The 14,748-nt window shown below is 47.1% G+C and carries 12 protein-coding genes and 1 tRNA gene; all 13 read right to left on the reverse strand.

Annotated features, from left to right (window positions below; genetic code table 11):
• Positions 1–5: 5 nt before the first annotated feature.
• Entirely contained in the window at positions 6–476 is a 471-nt protein-coding gene (rpsG, locus tag PRUTH_RS14270) for a 30S ribosomal protein S7 (protein ID WP_022944284.1), read from the reverse strand.
• A 98-nt stretch (positions 477–574) separates the two neighbouring features.
• Complete coding sequence (gene rpsL / locus PRUTH_RS14275; protein WP_022944285.1) at positions 575–949, reverse strand: 30S ribosomal protein S12; 375 nt, start codon at positions 947–949, stop codon at positions 575–577.
• 191 nt (positions 950–1,140) lie between these two features.
• The gene (gene rpoC / locus PRUTH_RS14280; RefSeq protein WP_151173559.1) at positions 1,141–5,319 is read right to left on the reverse strand and encodes a DNA-directed RNA polymerase subunit beta'; all 4,179 of its coding nucleotides are present in this window, start codon (positions 5,317–5,319) and stop codon (positions 1,141–1,143) included.
• An 88-nt stretch (positions 5,320–5,407) separates the two neighbouring features.
• Positions 5,408–9,433 carry a DNA-directed RNA polymerase subunit beta gene (gene rpoB / locus PRUTH_RS14285; RefSeq protein ID WP_151173560.1) on the reverse strand — a complete coding sequence of 1,342 codons (4,026 nt, stop codon included), beginning with the start codon at positions 9,431–9,433 and terminating at the stop codon, positions 5,408–5,410.
• A 274-nt stretch (positions 9,434–9,707) separates the two neighbouring features.
• Positions 9,708–10,070 (reverse strand): 50S ribosomal protein L7/L12, encoded by a 363-nt coding sequence (gene rplL, locus PRUTH_RS14290; protein WP_022944288.1) that lies wholly within the window; start codon positions 10,068–10,070, stop codon positions 9,708–9,710.
• 81 nt (positions 10,071–10,151) lie between these two features.
• A complete protein-coding gene (gene rplJ / locus PRUTH_RS14295; RefSeq protein WP_022944289.1) occupies positions 10,152–10,646 on the reverse strand; it encodes a 50S ribosomal protein L10 in 495 nt (164 codons plus the stop codon).
• Between the two features lie 284 nt (positions 10,647–10,930).
• Complete coding sequence (gene rplA, locus PRUTH_RS14300) at positions 10,931–11,635, reverse strand: 50S ribosomal protein L1 (protein ID WP_022944290.1); 705 nt, start codon at positions 11,633–11,635, stop codon at positions 10,931–10,933.
• Between the two features lie 4 nt (positions 11,636–11,639).
• A complete protein-coding gene (gene rplK, locus PRUTH_RS14305) occupies positions 11,640–12,068 on the reverse strand; it encodes a 50S ribosomal protein L11 (RefSeq protein ID WP_022944291.1) in 429 nt (142 codons plus the stop codon).
• A 179-nt stretch (positions 12,069–12,247) separates the two neighbouring features.
• Positions 12,248–12,805, reverse strand: coding sequence for a transcription termination/antitermination protein NusG (nusG, locus tag PRUTH_RS14310; protein WP_022944292.1), 558 nt, complete (start codon positions 12,803–12,805; stop codon positions 12,248–12,250).
• A 4-nt stretch (positions 12,806–12,809) separates the two neighbouring features.
• Positions 12,810–13,187: a preprotein translocase subunit SecE gene (secE, locus tag PRUTH_RS14315; RefSeq protein WP_022944293.1), complete on the reverse strand. Its 378-nt coding sequence runs from the start codon at positions 13,185–13,187 to the stop codon at positions 12,810–12,812.
• A 122-nt stretch (positions 13,188–13,309) separates the two neighbouring features.
• Positions 13,310–13,386 (reverse strand) — tRNA-Trp (locus PRUTH_RS14320).
• A 92-nt stretch (positions 13,387–13,478) separates the two neighbouring features.
• Positions 13,479–13,988 (reverse strand): hypothetical protein, encoded by a 510-nt coding sequence (locus PRUTH_RS14325; RefSeq protein ID WP_022944294.1) that lies wholly within the window; start codon positions 13,986–13,988, stop codon positions 13,479–13,481.
• Positions 13,985–14,716, reverse strand: coding sequence for a deoxyribose-phosphate aldolase (gene deoC, locus PRUTH_RS14330; protein WP_218939683.1), 732 nt, complete (start codon positions 14,714–14,716; stop codon positions 13,985–13,987). Before deoC ends, PRUTH_RS14325 begins: the two co-directional genes overlap by 4 nt.
• Positions 14,717–14,748 lie beyond the last annotated feature (32 nt).

Consider the following 14,748-nt stretch of genomic DNA (forward strand, 5'->3'; position numbering starts at 1 on the left):
ACAGATTACCAACGGTAATGAGCGAATGCTTTGTTCGCTTCAGCCATACGGTGAACGTCTTCACGTTTCTTAACCGCAGTGCCTTTGTTATCAGCTGCGTCGATCATCTCTTGAGCCAGACGAAGGCCCATAGATTTTTCACCACGCTTACGTGCAGCTTCAACCAACCAACGCATACCTAGTGCGTTGCGGCGAACTGGACGAACTTCAACTGGTACTTGGTACGTTGAACCACCTACACGGCGAGATTTAACCTCTACCTGTGGGCGAACGTTTTCAAGTGCAGACTCAAAGATTTCTAGGTGCGGTTTGCCTGATTTCTCAGCAGCCACGTCTAGCGCACCATAAACGATGTTTTCAGCAGTAGACTTTTTGCCGTCAAGCATTACTACGTTGACGAACTTTGCAAGTAATTCTGATCCGAACTTAGGATCTGGAAGAATTTTACGTTGACCTATTACGCGTCTTCTAGGCATTTTATCTCTCCGATTTCTTCAGGTCTGTTTTTTGAACAGATTCCCAAAACTAATATTTAATTAAAACTTAAGTGCTTGGCCTTACTAACGGAGAACCATTAGCCCTTAGGACGTTTTGCACCGTACTTAGAACGACCTTGTTTACGGTCATTTACGCCGGCACAGTCAAGTGCACCGCGAACAGTGTGGAAACGTACACCAGGTAAGTCTTTAACACGACCACCACGGATAAGAATTACACTGTGCTCTTGAAGGTTGTGGCCTTCACCACCGATGTAAGATGTTACTTCGAAACCGTTTGTTAAACGTACACGGGCTACTTTACGTAGAGCCGAGTTTGGTTTCTTAGGAGTAGTGGTATATACACGAGTACATACACCACGCTTTTGTGGACATGCCTTAAGCGCGGCTGAGTTACTAGTTGTAACCTTGCTGCGACGTGGCTTGCGCACTAGCTGGTTAATAGTTGCCATCAAATAGCTCCTGATGAAAAATTAAAGTTACTACTGAAATTAAAAATTCCGCCCAATTTACACACTGCGATAACACCAGCGAGTAAAAGGGTGGCGGAATTTTAATGAGCAAAGTTTAGCCTGTCAACCAAAACAACGCCGAGAGCGGTATTATACCGCCCTCAGCGTGACTTAATTATGAAATTAAGCGGTTATTCTTGGTCGCCAGACAAATCTGCATTAAGTGCATCAGTCAGTGCTTGGGTTGCTTCCTCGGCACTTACTGTTGGCTCAAGCAGTTCCTCTGCATTCTGTTTACGACGATTTTGGCGGTCTTGGTGATACGCAAAGCCAGTACCGGCTGGGATCAAGCGACCCACGATTACGTTTTCTTTCAGACCACGAAGTTCATCGCTCTTACCATTTACAGCGGCTTCAGTTAGGACACGTGTCGTCTCCTGGAACGAGGCTGCTGAAATGAATGATTCGGTTGCCAATGACGCTTTGGTAATACCCATTAGCTGAATTTCATACTTCGCTGGGATCTTACCTTCGGCTTCAAGTTCACGGTTTGCGATGCTTACGCGTGCGACTTCAACCTGTTCACCGGCTAGGAATTCAGTGTCGCCACCGTCAAGAATGATACATTTACGTAGCATCTGACGAATAACAGTTTCGATGTGCTTATCGTTAATCTTTACACCTTGCAGACGGTAAACGTCTTGCACTTCATTAACGATGTAGTTAGCAACATCGGTCACACCACGTAGACGAAGGATATCATGTGGAGACTCTGGACCATCGGCGATTACTTCACCTTTGCTCACTGTCTCACCTTCGAACACGTTAAGCTGACGCCACTTTGGAATCATCTCTTCGTATGCATCACCTTCCGCTGGGGTGATTACAAGACGCTTCTTACCTTTGGTTTCTTTACCAAAGCTTACCGTACCTGAGATCTCCGCTAGGATGGCTGGATCTTTCGGCTTACGCGCTTCGAATAGGTCAGCAACACGTGGTAGACCACCGGTAATATCACGAGTTTTCGAACCTTCCTGCGGGATACGTGCAAGCACATCACCTGGGTTCACCGTGGCACCATCGCTCACCTCAATGGTGGTGAATGATGGTAGGCGAATCTCTTGCAGGCCGCGCTCTTCATTCTCAATGATAAGCTTAGGCTCTTTCGCATTCACCTTAGCGAGGTCTTTAACAACCACACGCGTTAGACCAGTCAACTCGTCGGTCTGAGCTTCGGTATTAGAGTCATCGATATCGCTGAACGATACTTTTGACTCGTGCTCGATGATGATTGGGTGACTGTGCGGGTCCCTCATCGCTACGATGTCGTTGCCTTTCACTTCGGCACCATCTTGTACCGTTAACACTGCACCGTAAGGTACTTTATAACGCTCTTTCTCACGACCATGCTCATCAATGATGGTGATCTCGGTAGAACGTGAAGTGATAACGATCTTGCCTTCTGAATTCAACACATATTTCGCATTGTGAAGTTTCAGACGACCGTTGTTTTTAACTTGTACGCTGTTCTCTGCAGATGCCCGCGATGCTGCACCACCGATGTGGAAGGTACGCATGGTAAGCTGTGTACCTGGCTCACCGATTGACTGTGCTGCAATAACACCGACCGCTTCACCTGGGTTGATGATATGGCCACGAGCCAAGTCACGACCGTAACATTTAGCACATACACCAAAGTCATTGTCACAGGTGATAACAGAACGAACACGTACTTCATCCACTGAGTGCTCTTCAAGTAGGTCACACAGTTTTTCATCAAGCATGATGTTACGCTCAACCAACACTTCCTCAGTGCCTGGCTTAAGTACGTCTTCAGCAACTACACGCCCTAGTACACGCTCGCGTAGCGGCTCTACCACGTCACCACCTTCAATGAGTGGCTTCATAGTTAGACCATCTTCCGTGCCACAGTCGCTCTCATTGATTACCAAGTCTTGCGCTACGTCTACGAGACGACGCGTTAGGTAACCCGAGTTCGCTGTCTTCAATGCGGTATCGGCAAGACCTTTACGCGCACCGTGCGTTGAGATGAAGTACTGAAGTACGTTTAGACCTTCACGGAAGTTCGCGGTAATTGGCGTTTCGATGATTGAACCATCTGGACGAGCCATTAGACCACGCATACCCGCTAGCTGACGAATCTGAGCGGCACTACCCCGTGCGCCCGAGTCGGCCATCATAAACACTGAGTTGAATGAGTCTTGCTCTTCTTCGTTACCCTCAGCATTGATAACAGTGTCTTTCGATAAGTTCGCCATCATTTCGCGTGATAAGTTTTCGTTCACACGTGACCAAATATCGATAACTTTGTTGTACTTCTCACCCGCTGTTACAAGACCAGACTGGAACTGTTGGTTGATTTCGGCAACCTCAGCTTCCGCTGCATCGATGATCTCGGTTTTAACCGGCGGGATTTCCATGTCGTTGATGCCGATTGATACACCCGATTTCATCGCATAGTGGAAACCGGTGTACATCACTTGGTCAGCAAACACTACGGTGTCTTTCAAGCCTAGACGACGGTAACACTCATTAAGCATACCTGAGATTTGCTTCTTACCTAACGCACGGTTAACCAGTGAGAAAGGTAAGCCTTTAGGCATGATCAACGAGAAAATAGCACGACCAACAGTGGTATCGATAACGCCGGTCACTTCTTCAGTGCTGCCGTCTTCTTCGATTACCGTTTCTGTCATCCGTACTTTTACTCGGGCATGTAGCTCGGCAGTGCCAGTACGATAGGCTTTTTCAGCTTCTTTCGCGTCTTTAAATACCAGGCCTTCACCTTTGGCATTAATGCGGTCACGGGTCATGTAGTAAAGACCCAAAACAACGTCCTGTGAAGGTACGATGATTGGCTCACCGTTCGCAGGCGAAAGAATGTTGTTGGTTGACATCATCAACGCGCGCGCTTCTAGCTGCGCTTCTAGCGTTAATGGTACGTGAACCGCCATTTGGTCACCGTCGAAGTCAGCGTTATACGCCGCACACACCAATGGGTGCAGGTGAATCGCTTTACCTTCGATAAGTACCGGCTCAAACGCCTGGATACCTAAACGGTGAAGGGTTGGTGCACGGTTAAGTAGCACTGGGTGTTCACGAATAACTTCGTCTAGTACGTCCCAAACCTCTGGTACTTCGCGCTCAACCATCTTCTTCGCAGCTTTGATGGTTGTCGCCATACCACGGCGCTCAAGTTTGCCGTAGATGAAAGGCTTGAATAGCTCAAGAGCCATTTTCTTAGGCAGACCACACTGGTGTAGTTTCAGTGTAGGACCTACGGTAATTACAGAACGGCCTGAGTAGTCAACACGCTTACCAAGAAGGTTTTGGCGGAAACGACCTTGCTTACCTTTGATCATGTCTGCAAGCGACTTAAGTGGACGCTTGTTAGAACCGGTAATAGCACGACCACGACGACCGTTATCAAGGAGCGCATCGACCGCTTCTTGCAGCATACGCTTTTCGTTGCGTACGATGATGTCTGGCGCGGCTAAATCGAGAAGGCGCTTCAAACGGTTGTTACGGTTGATCACACGACGATAAAGGTCGTTTAGATCTGACGTCGCAAAACGACCGCCGTCTAGTGGTACAAGTGGACGTAGATCAGGCGGTAGCACTGGAAGAACGCTCATTACCATCCACTCAGGGTTGTTACCTGGCTGGTGGAATGATTCCATCAACTTCAAACGCTTGGTAATTTTCTTACGCTTAGTTTCAGAGTTGATAGTTGGTAGCTCTTCGCGCATTTCTGCAATCAGCTGACCTAGGTCGAGTTCTTTAAGAAGATCAAGTACCGCTTCTGCACCCATCTTCGCTTCAAATTCATCACCGTGCTCTTCAAGAGCATCAAGGTACTCTTCTTCACCTAAAAGCTGACCACGCTCAAGCGTCGTCATACCAGGTTCGGTTACCACGAATGATTCGAAGTACAGCACACGCTCGATGTCACGAAGCGTCATATCAAGCATTAGGCCGATACGCGATGGCAGTGATTTTAGGAACCAAATGTGTGCCACTGGGCTTGCCAGCTCAATGTGACCCATACGGTCACGACGCACTTTGGTTAGCGTTACTTCAACGCCACACTTTTCACAAATAACACCACGGTGCTTCAAGCGCTTGTATTTACCACACAAACACTCGTAATCTTTCACTGGGCCGAAAATACGGGCACAGAATAAGCCGTCACGCTCAGGCTTGAAAGTACGGTAGTTAATGGTCTCAGGTTTCTTTACTTCACCATATGACCATGAACGCACCATGTCCGGCGAAGCAAGACCAATGCGAATTGCATCGAATTCTTCGGTCTTATTTTGTTGCTTCAGAAACTTAAGTAAGTCTTTCACCTTAGCTCTCCTGTCGGAGGTTAATCTCGAGGGCGGCAAGCCGCCCATTTATTTGTTCGCAGGTTTGGGCGCCTTGCGCCCGACCGGCTTATTCTTCTTCCAGCTCGATGTTGATACCGAGTGAACGGATTTCTTTCAGCAATACGTTGAATGATTCTGGCATACCCGGTTCCATCTTGTGGTTACCGTCAACGATGTTCTTATACATCTTAGTACGACCATTCACATCATCCGACTTCACAGTCAACATCTCTTGCAGGGTATAAGCCGCGCCGTACGCTTCTAGTGCCCAGACTTCCATCTCACCGAAGCGCTGACCACCGAACTGTGCTTTACCACCTAGCGGCTGCTGCGTTACTAGGCTGTATGAGCCAGTAGAACGCGCGTGCATCTTGTCATCAACAAGGTGGTTCAGTTTCAGCATGTACATGTAACCAACCGTTACTTGACGCTCAAACTGATCGCCAGTACGACCATCATACAGCGTTACCTGACCGCTTGATGGGTAACCACCGAGCTCCAACATTTCCTTGATTTCGCTTTCGCGAGCACCGTCAAATGCAGGAGTAGCAATCGGTAGACCGCCTTTTAGATTCTCTGCTAGGCGACGAACTTCGTCATCAGAGAAGCTAGCGATGTCTACTTGCTGGCGACATTCACCCAGTTCGTAAGCTTTCTTGATGAATTCACGCAGTTCGTGAAGCTCACGCTGCTCTTTCATCATTTCTTCAATACGCTCACCGATACCGCGTGCCGCAAGACCCATGTGAGTCTCTAGGATCTGACCGATGTTCATACGCGATGGTACGCCCAGCGGGTTCAATACGATATCAACGGTACGGCCTTTCTCATCGTAAGGCATGTCTTCTACAGGTACGATAGTCGAGATAACACCTTTGTTACCGTGACGACCCGCCATCTTATCACCTGGCTGGATGCGACGTTTAACCGCTAGGTAAACCTTCACAATCTTCAACACGCCTGGCGCTAAGTCATCACCTTGAGTGATCTTGCGACGTTTCGTTTCAAACTTCTTATCGTACTCAGCTTTAAGCTCATCGTACTGCGCTGCTAGTTGCTCAAGTTCTGCTTGCTTGCCTTCATCAGCTAGGCTTTGTGTTAATAGCTTATCAGCAGCGAGACCTTCTAAGCTGGCTGCATCCATGCCTGCGCCGGTCAATAGACCACGAGCACGGCTTAACACACCTTCTTCAAGGATCTTGAACTCTTCGTTGAAGTCTTTCTTCGCTTCACGAAGCTGCATTTCTTCGATTTCAAGCGCACGTTTGTCTTTTTCTACACCGTCACGGGTGAAGACTTGTACGTCGATTACGGTACCTGATACTGAGTTTGGTACACGTAGCGAGCTGTCTTTAACGTCAGACGCTTTCTCACCAAAGATGGCACGCAGTAGCTTCTCTTCTGGCGTAAGCTGAGTTTCACCTTTAGGTGTTACTTTACCTACTAGAATGTCGCCGCCTTTCACTTCTGCACCGATGTAAACAACGCCAGACTCATCTAGCTTGCCCAGTGCAGACTCACCCACATTCGGGATGTCAGCAGTGATTTCTTCCGGCCCAAGCTTAGTATCACGAGCAATACACTGAAGCTCTTGGATGTGGATAGTCGTTAGACGATCTTCTTTTACAACGTTCTCTGAAAGGAGGATTGAATCCTCGAAGTTGTAACCATTCCAAGGCATGAATGCCACGCGTAAGTTTTGACCTAACGCCAAATCGCCAAGGTCTGTTGACGGACCATCAGCAAGTACGTCACCACGTACAATTGGCTCACCAACCATACAAGTTGGCTTTTGGTTAATACAGGTGTTCTGGTTAGAACGGGTGTACTTAGTTAGGTTGTAGATGTCGATACCCGCTTCGCCAGGTACACGCTCATCTTCATTTACGTTGATAACGATACGGCTCGCATCAGCGTAATCAACCACACCACCACGCTTAGCAACGATAGTTACACCTGAGTCTTTCGCAAGTGTAAGTTCGATACCTGTACCTACTAGTGGCTTATCAGCACGTAGTGTCGGTACAGCCTGACGTTGCATGTTCGATCCCATCAATGCACGGTTCGCATCATCGTGCTCTAGGAATGGGATAAGCGCAGCAGCGACTGAAATAACCTGTTGTGGCGAAACGTCCATATACTGGATGTCATCGCGCGGCATCAAGGTCGACTCACCTTTGTGACGGCAAGTAATCAGTTCTTCTACAAATCCGTTGTCATCGTTTAAGTCAGCATTTGCCTGAGCAATAACGAACTGACCTTCTTCGATAGCAGAAAGGTAATCAACCTCGTCGGTAACCGCACCATCAACCACTTTACGGTAAGGTGTTTCTAGGAAACCAAAGTCATTGGTACGTGCATACGTAGACAATGAGTTAATTAGACCGATGTTTGGACCTTCAGGCGTTTCGATTGGACATACGCGACCGTAGTGCGTTACGTGTACGTCACGTACTTCGAAGCCTGCACGCTCACGCGTAAGACCACCCGGACCTAATGCAGAAATACGACGCTTGTGCATAACTTCTGATAGCGGGTTGTTTTGGTCCATAAATTGAGAAAGCTGTGATGAACCGAAGAACTCTTTCACCGCTGCCGAAATTGGCTTGGCGTTGATAAGGTCTTGCGGCATGATGGCATCAAGGTCACCAAGGCTTAGACGCTCACGTACAGCACGCTCAACACGAACTAGACCGACACGGAATTGGTTTTCTGCCATTTCGCCTACAGAGCGGATACGACGGTTACCAAGGTGGTCGATGTCATCAACATCGCCTTTACCGTTACGGATATCGATAAGCACTTTCATCACGGCAACGATGTCTTCTTTAGACAAAGTACCTGGGCCTTCGTCGGTGTCATAACCAACGCGGCTGTTGAACTTCATACGACCTACGGTTGATAGGTCATAGCGCTCATCGGTAAAGAATAAGTTTTCAAATAGCGCTTCTGCAGCTTCTTTTGTCGGCGGCTCACCTGGGCGCATCATGCGGTAGATTTCTACCAAGGCCTCAAGGCGATTTGTAGTTGAGTCGATACGAACGGTATCTGACATGTAAGAGCCACTGTCTACTTCATTGATATATAAAGTAGCAATTTCGGTGTGACCTGCTTTAACAAGCTCAGCCATTAGCTCAAGCGATAGTTCATCGTTGGCATTGGCGATTACTTCACCTGTTGACTCATCAACATAGTTTTTCGCTAATACTCGACCGATGACGTACTCATGCGGTACTTCTAGCTGCTTGATGCCTTTTTTCTCGATGCTCTTGATGTGACGCGCAGTAATACGACGGCCTTGTTCTACCAAGACTTCACCATCTTCGCCTTTAATGTCAAAGGCTGCGGTTTCACCACGTAGACGCGCAGGCACAAGTTCCATAAGAACTTTACCGTCACTCACCTCAAAGGTAGTGGTTTCAAAGAAGATATTAAGAATTTCTTCTGTTGAGTAATCAAGCGCGCGCAAAATGATCGACGACGGCAACTTACGGCGACGGTCGATACGTACGTAGAGATTATCTTTAGCGTCGAATTCAAAGTCGAGCCATGAACCACGGTAAGGAATAACGCGAGCGTTATAAAGCACCTTACCAGAGGAGTGCGTTTTACCGCGGTCGTTATCAAAGAATACACCAGGTGAACGGTGTAGCTGAGAAACGATAACACGCTCAGTACCATTGATAACAAAGGTACCTGTGTCAGTCATGAGCGGAATTTCGCCCATGTAAACTTCTTGCTCTTTGATGTCTTTAACTGTGCCGGGTGCTTCTTTGTCCATAAGCACAAGACGAAGTTTTACGCGAAGTGGAGCAGAATAAGTCACACCGCGGATTTGACATTCTTTAACATCGAACACTGGCTCACCAATACGATAACTTACGTATTGAAGCTCAGAGTTGCCCGAATAGCTTTTAATCGGGAAAACGGAGCGGAAGGCAGCTTCCAAACCGAAATCGCCGTCAGCGTCCGGAGTTAAGAATTTTTTAAACGATTCTAACTGCATTTGCAGTAAGAAAGGTACGTCCAAAACCTGTGGACGTTTACCAAAATCCTTACGGATACGTTTCTTTTCAGAATAAGAGTAAGCCATGGGGTTCCTCAGCTTGCTGATCTTTGACCCTACCTGTTCTTGTAAGAACAGACATAACTGGCATCTATGCCAATATTTACAACATTTAGAATTGTTGTTCCTAAATGTCACTGCTATTGCCAATGAAGTTGCGTAACCAATTGAAAATAAAAGTGAAATTTAGGTTTAGAGCACCCTGGAGCAAATTTTCGCTCTATAGCGCAAAAGGGCCGGTGATTAAATAATCACCAGCCCTTGCCTGATTACTCAGGCAGCGAACCTAGCATACGCTAGATTACTTGATCTCAACTTCAGCACCAGCTTCTTCAAGATCTTTCTTAAGTGCTTCAGCTTCTTCCTTAGAAACACCTTCTTTGATAGGTGCAGGAGCTGATTCAACAAGTGCTTTAGCTTCTTTAAGGCCAAGACCTGTTGCGCCACGTACCGCTTTGATAGCAGCAACTTTGTTACCGCCAGCGCCAGCTAGGATTACGTCGAACTCAGTCTTCTCTTCAGCAGCTTCAGCAGGACCCGCAGCAACAACAGCAGCAGCTGCAGTTACGCCGAATTTTTCTTCCATTGCTTCTACTAGTTCAACAACTTCCATTACTGACATTTCAGCAATAGCGTCAAGGATTTGGTCTTTAGTTACAGACATTATAAATTTCCTAATATTCTCGAACCCGAGGGTTCATTAAATTCATTACACCGATAAAGAACAATAGCTTATAAATAAAAATTAAGCAGCTTGTTCTTGTTTCTGGTCGCGAACTGCAGCAAGAGTTTTTGCCAACTTGCCTGCAGAAGCTTCTTTCATAGCGCTCATTAGACGTGCAACTGCTTCGTCGTATGTAGGTAGCTTAGCTAGCATATCTACATCTACGATTTCACCGTCAAATACAGCCGTTTTAAGCTCAAATGCTTCGTTACTCTTTGCGAAATCTGTGAAGATACGCGCTGCAGCACCTGGGTGCTCAGAAGAGAAAGCGATTAGGCTAGGGCCTACTAGTGAATCGTTAAGACACTCGTAATCAGTCCCTTCGATAGCGCGTTTAGCTAGAGTGTTACGAACGACTTTCATCCATACACCTGCTTCACGAGCTTCTTTACGAAGTGAAGTGATAGCGTCAACAGTTACACCACGAGAATCTGCAACTACTGCAGATAGAGCACCTTTGGCAGCTTCGTTGACTTCAGCAACAATTGCTTTTTTGTCTTGAAGATTTAAAGCCATGGGTGTTACTCCTGGTTCAGTGAGATACCGAAATACCTCAGTTTTACTCTACTCCATCATCATGACGGAGCTGCTTGTTACGGCGAGAGCCAGAAGATTAGGAAAAATCTAGCTGGGATTCACACCGTCTACGTAGGAAATTAAGCAATACGTGACTGCACCTACGGTCTTGGACGGAAGCCAACAACGTTGGCTTCAACCCGAATTCGTTGATTGTTGAGTTCAATACTCAACAAAATGGCGCGAAATTATAGTATAAAAATCGCGCCACGTAAACTCCTAAATTACGCTACTTGCGTGCTTAGTGAGTTTTGGTCAACAGCAACACCTGCGCCCATAGTAGTCGAGATGCTTACTTTCTTGATGTAAGTACCTTTTGCTTGTGAAGGCTTAGCCTTCTTAAGCGCTACGATAAGAGACTCAAGGTTTTGTTGTAGCTGTTCAGCAGTGAAGTCAACTTTACCAATGGTAGAGTGAACGATACCGTTCTTGTCGTTGCGGTAACGAACCTGACCCGCTTTCGCGTTTTTAACTGCTTCAGCAACATTAGGTGTTACAGTACCAGTTTTAGGGTTAGGCATAAGACCACGTGGACCTAGGATTTGACCTAGTTGACCAACAACGCGCATTGCATCTGGAGAAGCAACAACAACGTCAAAGTCCATCTCGCCAGCTTTTACTTTGTCAGCAAGATCTTCCATACCTACGATATCCGCGCCAGCTTCTTTAGCTGCGTCTGCATTAGCACCTGAAGTGAATACAGCAACGCGAACGTCACGACCAGTACCATTTGGAAGTACAGTCGCACCACGTACGTTTTGGTCAGATTTACGTGCATCGATACCAAGGTTAACAGCAACGTCAACACTTTCAACGAACTTAGCAGTTGCTAGCTCTTTTAGAAGTGCAACAGCTTCGTTGATTTCGTAATCTTTAGTGACATCCACTTTTTCGCGGATAGTACGCATACGTTTAGTTAATTTTGCCATTATCTTAGTCCTCTACGTTCAAGCCCATTGCACGCGCAGAACCTGCGATAGTGCGTACCGCAGCGTCCATATCAGCCGCTGTAAGGTCAGGTTTCTTCATCTCAACGATCTCTTCAAGTTGAGCACGAGTAACTGTACCCACTTTTTCAGTGTTAGGACGGCCTGAACCAGACTTAATGCCTGCAGCTTTCTTAAGTAGGTAAGCAGCAGGTGGCGTTTTCATGTCAAACGTGAAAGAACGGTCATTGTAAACAGAGATGATTACAGGAACCGGAGCGCCTTTCTCTAGAGACTCTGTACGAGCGTTGAACGCTTTACAGAATTCCATGATGTTTACACCGTGTTGACCTAGAGCAGGACCTACTGGTGGACTAGGGTTAGCCATACCAGCAGCAACTTGTAGCTTGATTAAAGCTTCAACTTTTTTAGCCATGATTATACCTCGTTAGGTGGGTCTTAGCCTCGTGCGCGCGAGGACGCGTACTCAAACGGCTTCCCAATTAATAAAAAACCTATTTTGCAGCCAGCATTTTCAGCTGCTACAAAAAGGCCGCTGATTATAAGTTAGTCAGCGGCCTTTTTCAACATTAGTTTGCGTGTTTTACGAGCAACTTACTTGTCTTGTTCAACCTGACCAAATTCAAGTTCAACAGGGGTAGAACGACCGAAGATAAGTACTGATACTTTCAAGCGGCTTTTCTCGTAATCCACTTCTTCAACCACACCGTTGAAATCAGCAAATGGGCCATCAATAACACGAACCACTTCACCTGCTTCAAACAAGGTGGCTGGCTTCGGCGCTTCAGCATTTTCTTCGAGACGATTAAGAATGCGGTCGGCTTCGCGCTTGCTGATTGGTGCTGGACGATCAGAAGTACCACCAATGAAACCCATCACGCGAGGGGTGCTGTTCACTAGGTGCCAGCTCTCATCATTCATGTCCATTTCTACCAGTACGTAACCTGGGAAAAATTTACGTTCTGATTTGCGCTTTTGACCGGCGCGCATTTCCACTACTTCTTCAGTTGGCACCAACACCTCTCCAAAGCTATCTTCAAGGCCTTGGATTTTGATGTGCTCTTTGATGGTTTGCGCAACACGCTTCTCAAAACCTGAGAAAGCCTGGATTACATACCAACGTAATTTCTTTTCTTTGTTCTCATCCGTCATGGGATTAGATCTCCAATCCAGTTAAAAAGCCCACTAGGCGGAATAAAATTCCGTCCAATCCCCACAAGATAAGCGCCATAATCACTGTCGCGATCATCACGATAAATGTTGTGTGTGTGGTTTCTTGGCGTGTTGGCCAAACAACTTTGCGTACTTCGATGCGAGCTTCTTTCGCAAACGAGATGAAGGAGCGACCTTTGCCTGTCGTTGCCGCAATACCCAGGGCAACGGCGATTGCAGCAACCACGCCAATAGCTCGAATTAACGCAGACTCTTCACCATACATGGTGTTGCCTACTACTGCTGCTGCCAGCAACGCAATGGCGATAAGCCATTTTACCAAGTCCATCGGGCTTGACGAGTTTTCTACATTTGCACTCATAATCCTAATACCTTAAATACAGACACAACAACCCCGTCACACGACAGGGTAAATCTATCCAAATCTAACCTTAAAAACATGCTTTAAAACAGATTTTTAGACTTAGACTTGTCTGTGAAAAGTGGCAGGGGCGGAGAGATTCGAACTCCCAACCGTCGGTTTTGGAGACCGCTGTTCTACCAATTGGAACTACGCCCCTGCAAAGTGGATGCCCATTATACTGACCAGAGACGCTAAAACAAGAGCAAAACAAAGGCCACCGAAAATTAATTTAGTGGTCGTGGCTGTGATTTATTTAGCGCTATAAAGCTGTAGTGGCTCATGCGTGCCTTGCCAGTCGGTTAATAGCCAAATTTGTTCGAATGGATGACCAGGGGCAAGGACCAACTGCGGCTTTACTTCAAGAAAGTCTTGATGATGCCAAAGCGTGCTCGCATTACGAATTAGAAGCCATACGCGCTTGCTGTCATAACGTTTGGCGGCCTTGGCACTGAGTAGTTTAGAGAGTGCATAGCGCAGCTGCTCTGTATCTGGGTTTAGTGCCAACTGCGCCAATTGGCGTTGTATATCAAGGCTCAAAGGTCGACCAAGCACGGCCATCGCTTCATGCTCGTTGGCATACAAATGCGCAATCTCGATATCTAAGCGCTCACTTTCCATGTAGCAACTGACATCGGGCTTCGCTGGTTGATTGTGCCAAATATGGCGCATCGGAATATGATAATAGCGCTCATAGGCGCGCAGAAAGCGTCGCGCAGCATCATGCTCTAGCGCTATTTTTTCCGCTTCACTGTCACTCATAACACTTTGTACAACTCACCCAGTAATGATGATGCCCCGAAACGAAAGTTAAAAGGCGTCAACCATGCTCCACCCATAGTGTTTACCGCCATGTCCAGATATAACTGCGCTTGGCTTAGGTTTTTTACGCCACCAGAGACTTTAACACCCACTGCTCGTTCACTGTGCGCAACTTCGTCAAAAATCACCGCGACGGCCTCTGGCGTCGCGTTGATCGCCACTTTCCCGGTGCTGGTTTTAATAAAGTCGGCGCCGCCGGCTATGGCAATGCGACTGGCAATACGTACTTGCGACAAGCTCAATTCGCCACTTTCAATAATCACCTTTAGCTTCGCTTTATTGGCACAGAGTTCACGGCTTTGACGTACATATTCCAAAGCTTTTTGCTCGTCGCCCTGCTGCAACGCTCGATAAGGTAGCACCAAGTCAATTTCATTGGTGCCTAATTGCAGCGCTTCGCGCGTCTGCGCCAAAACAGAGGTCAAATCCTCGTCACCAGTTGGAAAGTTGGTCACTGTGGCCAACGGAATTTGTTGTAAGTTGCGATTATCGAGCTCGCGACGGGTTAGCTGCAACCATTGTGGGTAGACGCACAGCGCTGCAGGCAGTGCATAAGCGGTATTAATTTGCGCCACGAATTGACACATTGCATCCTCACTGTCGTGCTCTTGCAATCGGGTGTAATCTAAACAAGCGAGCGCTAACTGCGCATCGTGAACGTCACTCATGGTCATCTCCTGGTCCTGCGCTTAGTGATTAT

Source organism: Pseudoalteromonas ruthenica (genome assembly GCF_008808095.1).
Classification (GTDB): Bacteria; Pseudomonadota; Gammaproteobacteria; order Enterobacterales; family Alteromonadaceae; genus Pseudoalteromonas; species Pseudoalteromonas ruthenica.

Bases quoted from the DNA above. Each gene is read 5' to 3' on its own strand.
- rpsG (WP_022944284.1), bottom strand. From the start codon at position 476: ATGCCTAGAAGACGCGTAATAGGTCAACGTAAAATTCTTCCAGATCCT.
- rpsL (WP_022944285.1), bottom strand. From the start codon at position 949: ATGGCAACTATTAACCAGCTAGTGCGCAAGCCACGTCGCAGCAAGGTT.
- rpoB (WP_151173560.1), bottom strand. From the start codon at position 9,433: ATGGCTTACTCTTATTCTGAAAAGAAACGTATCCGTAAGGATTTTGGT.
- rplL (WP_022944288.1), bottom strand. From the start codon at position 10,070: ATGTCTGTAACTAAAGACCAAATCCTTGACGCTATTGCTGAAATGTCA.
- rplJ (WP_022944289.1), bottom strand. From the start codon at position 10,646: ATGGCTTTAAATCTTCAAGACAAAAAAGCAATTGTTGCTGAAGTCAAC.
- rplA (WP_022944290.1), bottom strand. From the start codon at position 11,635: ATGGCAAAATTAACTAAACGTATGCGTACTATCCGCGAAAAAGTGGAT.
- rplK (WP_022944291.1), bottom strand. From the start codon at position 12,068: ATGGCTAAAAAAGTTGAAGCTTTAATCAAGCTACAAGTTGCTGCTGGT.
- nusG (WP_022944292.1), bottom strand. From the start codon at position 12,805: ATGACGGATGAGAACAAAGAAAAGAAATTACGTTGGTATGTAATCCAG.
- secE (WP_022944293.1), bottom strand. From the start codon at position 13,187: ATGAGTGCAAATGTAGAAAACTCGTCAAGCCCGATGGACTTGGTAAAA.
- PRUTH_RS14325 (WP_022944294.1), bottom strand. From the start codon at position 13,988: ATGAGTGACAGTGAAGCGGAAAAAATAGCGCTAGAGCATGATGCTGCG.
- deoC (WP_218939683.1), bottom strand. From the start codon at position 14,716: ATGAGTGACGTTCACGATGCGCAGTTAGCGCTCGCTTGTTTAGATTAC.